The 2,121-nt window shown below is 66.5% G+C and carries 3 protein-coding genes; 1 reads left to right on the plus strand and 2 read right to left on the minus strand.

The window, feature by feature from the left end; genetic code table 11:
* Both ACWF94_RS39320 and ACWF94_RS39325 read right to left on the minus strand, forming a co-directional pair.
* The coding region (locus ACWF94_RS39320; protein WP_453499908.1) for a dienelactone hydrolase family protein at positions 1-657 on the minus strand (657 nt) is incomplete at its 3' end.
* Between the two features lie 252 nt (positions 658-909).
* Entirely contained in the window at positions 910-1,146 is a 237-nt protein-coding gene (locus tag ACWF94_RS39325) for a hypothetical protein (protein WP_453499910.1), read from the minus strand.
* 308 nt (positions 1,147-1,454) lie between these two features.
* Here ACWF94_RS39325 and ACWF94_RS39330 point away from each other — a divergent pair, with 308 nt between their 5' ends.
* On the plus strand, positions 1,455-2,015 hold the full coding sequence (locus ACWF94_RS39330; RefSeq protein ID WP_453499912.1) for a hypothetical protein: 561 nt from the start codon (positions 1,455-1,457) through the stop codon (positions 2,013-2,015).
* The last annotated feature ends 106 nt before the right edge of the window (positions 2,016-2,121 follow it).

Here is a 2,121-nt window from a genome sequence, read left to right on the forward strand (position 1 = left end):
GGCGTGCAGAGTCTTCTCCTTGGAGCTGAAGGCGTCGAACAGGTCCAGGGCCGCCTGTCGGTCGTTGCCTTCGTCGTCCCACTGCAGCAGGACGTGCAGCGGAATGGTGACCTGGCGGGCCTCCTCGAACATGGCACGAGGGACGAAACTCCCGGCGAACAGAACGGCGGCCGAGATGCGCGGCTCGACCATCGCCAGCCGGGTGCCGATGGAGATCACTCCTCCCGAGTAGCCGACCGGGCCGCCGATCTCGGGCAGCGACAGGAGGGCGTCCAGGGCGGCCTGCCATTCCGGGACCGCCTTGTCGACCAGGGGGAGGATGAGGGCATCGATGATCTCGTCGGTGACCGGTCCGCCGGCCTCCAGTGCCCGGCGCAGGTCGGCGAGGGCCTGCTCGGCGGCGGGCCAACGGGGCCGGTCGCCGCTTCCGGGGAGCTCGATGGTGGCCGTGGCGAAGCCGTCCGCCGCGGAGTGCCGGGCTCGGGCCACCAGTCGGGGGTACATCTTGCGCAGCCCGAGGGGAGGGGGGCTGATCAGGATCAGCGGCGTCGGTTCGGATACGGATGCGGGCGTCCACAGGATGCCGGGGATCTCGCCGAGGGTGAATTCGCGTTCGAGGATGCCGTCGGCGTGGCGTTGCTCGGAGGTGAATTGCATGGTCGTGCCTTTCGGAAGTGCTCAGAGACGGCGCTCCCGGACGACCTATTGCCCGACCGTGACCCCGGAGGGGAGCACCCATGTCGATACTGCGTTCACGGGTACCACCTCCTCGTTCTCTCGCACGGCCTCCGGGAAAGTAGCAGTGGGCGCCGTGGTTCGCCAACAGGTTTTTGTGGAGACCCCTGGCTGGACGTGCTCGACCTGTCCGTCCCGCCCTGGTCGGCCCGCTCAATCTTCGATGAGAACCGCTCAACCTTCACTGGATAGGACACCCGGGGGCGGTGCCGGCGTCACTGGTGTGAGTATGTCGTGCAGCTCGGCGGGGTCGATCGCGGCCAGGAGCGTGATGAGGTTGTGGGTGTGGCGCCTGGGTCCGCGTGGTTGCTGATGCTGGAGTGCGATGCGGACGATGCGGCGGTCGAGTCCGTAGCGGGTGCTGAGCTGGTGCCGGTGGCTGTCGTCCTGGTTCGAAGAAGTCCAGTTCAAAGGCCGATAACGCGGCATCGCCGTACGCAAGTGCCGGTGCCCCCACCGTTCCCCCAGACCGTCAGCAGCCCACCAGTCAAACTTCGGTGGCAATGGATCAATCATCGCTGTCACAGGTCAGTCGCGTTCAGAACGCTGAAACATGGGCGCTGTCACAGCTGTCACAGCGTCACCCACGCCTTCATACGGCCCCCATTCGCTGTGACGCCGAGTGACGCCTCCTGTTTCAGCAAGCCCGTTCCCACGAGATTGCCGCACTCGTAAGATCGTCCAGACATCTTTAGGAGTGGTCCGCGTCTGGGGGAAGCATGGGGACCGGCGAGCAGCTCGTCACGGTCGCTGCTGTGTTGCTGGGTGCGCTCACGACGCACCTCACCAACTTCGTCATGGAGCGGAGCCGCAATCGGCACGCGCTCATGACGCGGTGGGACGACAAGAAGCTCGATGCCTACGAGGGCTACATCGATACAGTCCGGGCCTGCATCTTCCTCGCGGTCCAGCTCTACGAGACCCGCGAGGGCCTGCGCGAGCGCGAACAGCCCGAGCCCGAGATCCTCGCGGAGATGTCCGAAGCCGGCCGACTACGAGGACGAGCCTTCGAACGGATCATGCTCCTCGGTGGCGACGACGTCGTTGAAGCGGCGCACGACCTGAATGCTGTCTGCCTTGAGGTCGACTGGCAGGCGCACGGGAAGGTCACGGGAAGCCTGGAAGAGTGGCGCGAGCGCAATCGCGCCGTGTTCCGCTCGATCAATGCCTTCCACGAGGCCGCACGCTCAGACCTGGGCGTCAGCGGCAGCGTAACCGGCGAACAGCACCCCGAGAGGGACCTCCTTCTGCCTCCAGCGCGCCGCGAAGGGGCATCCTAGCGCCGTTCACTGCTTTGACCCGAGCCATGCCACCCGCAGTCAACGAGAGCTGCGCCCGCGCGGCACCACCCTCACGGCCGCTCAGGGCCGCCGCTGACGCATAGGC

It is taken from the genome of Streptomyces sp. NPDC055078, assembly GCF_053607985.1.

What these genes read in the sequence shown, in the direction of transcription:
- ACWF94_RS39330 (WP_453499912.1), top strand. Translation starts at nt 1,455, where the DNA reads ATGGGGACCGGCGAGCAGCTCGTCACGGTCGCTGCTGTGTTGCTGGGT.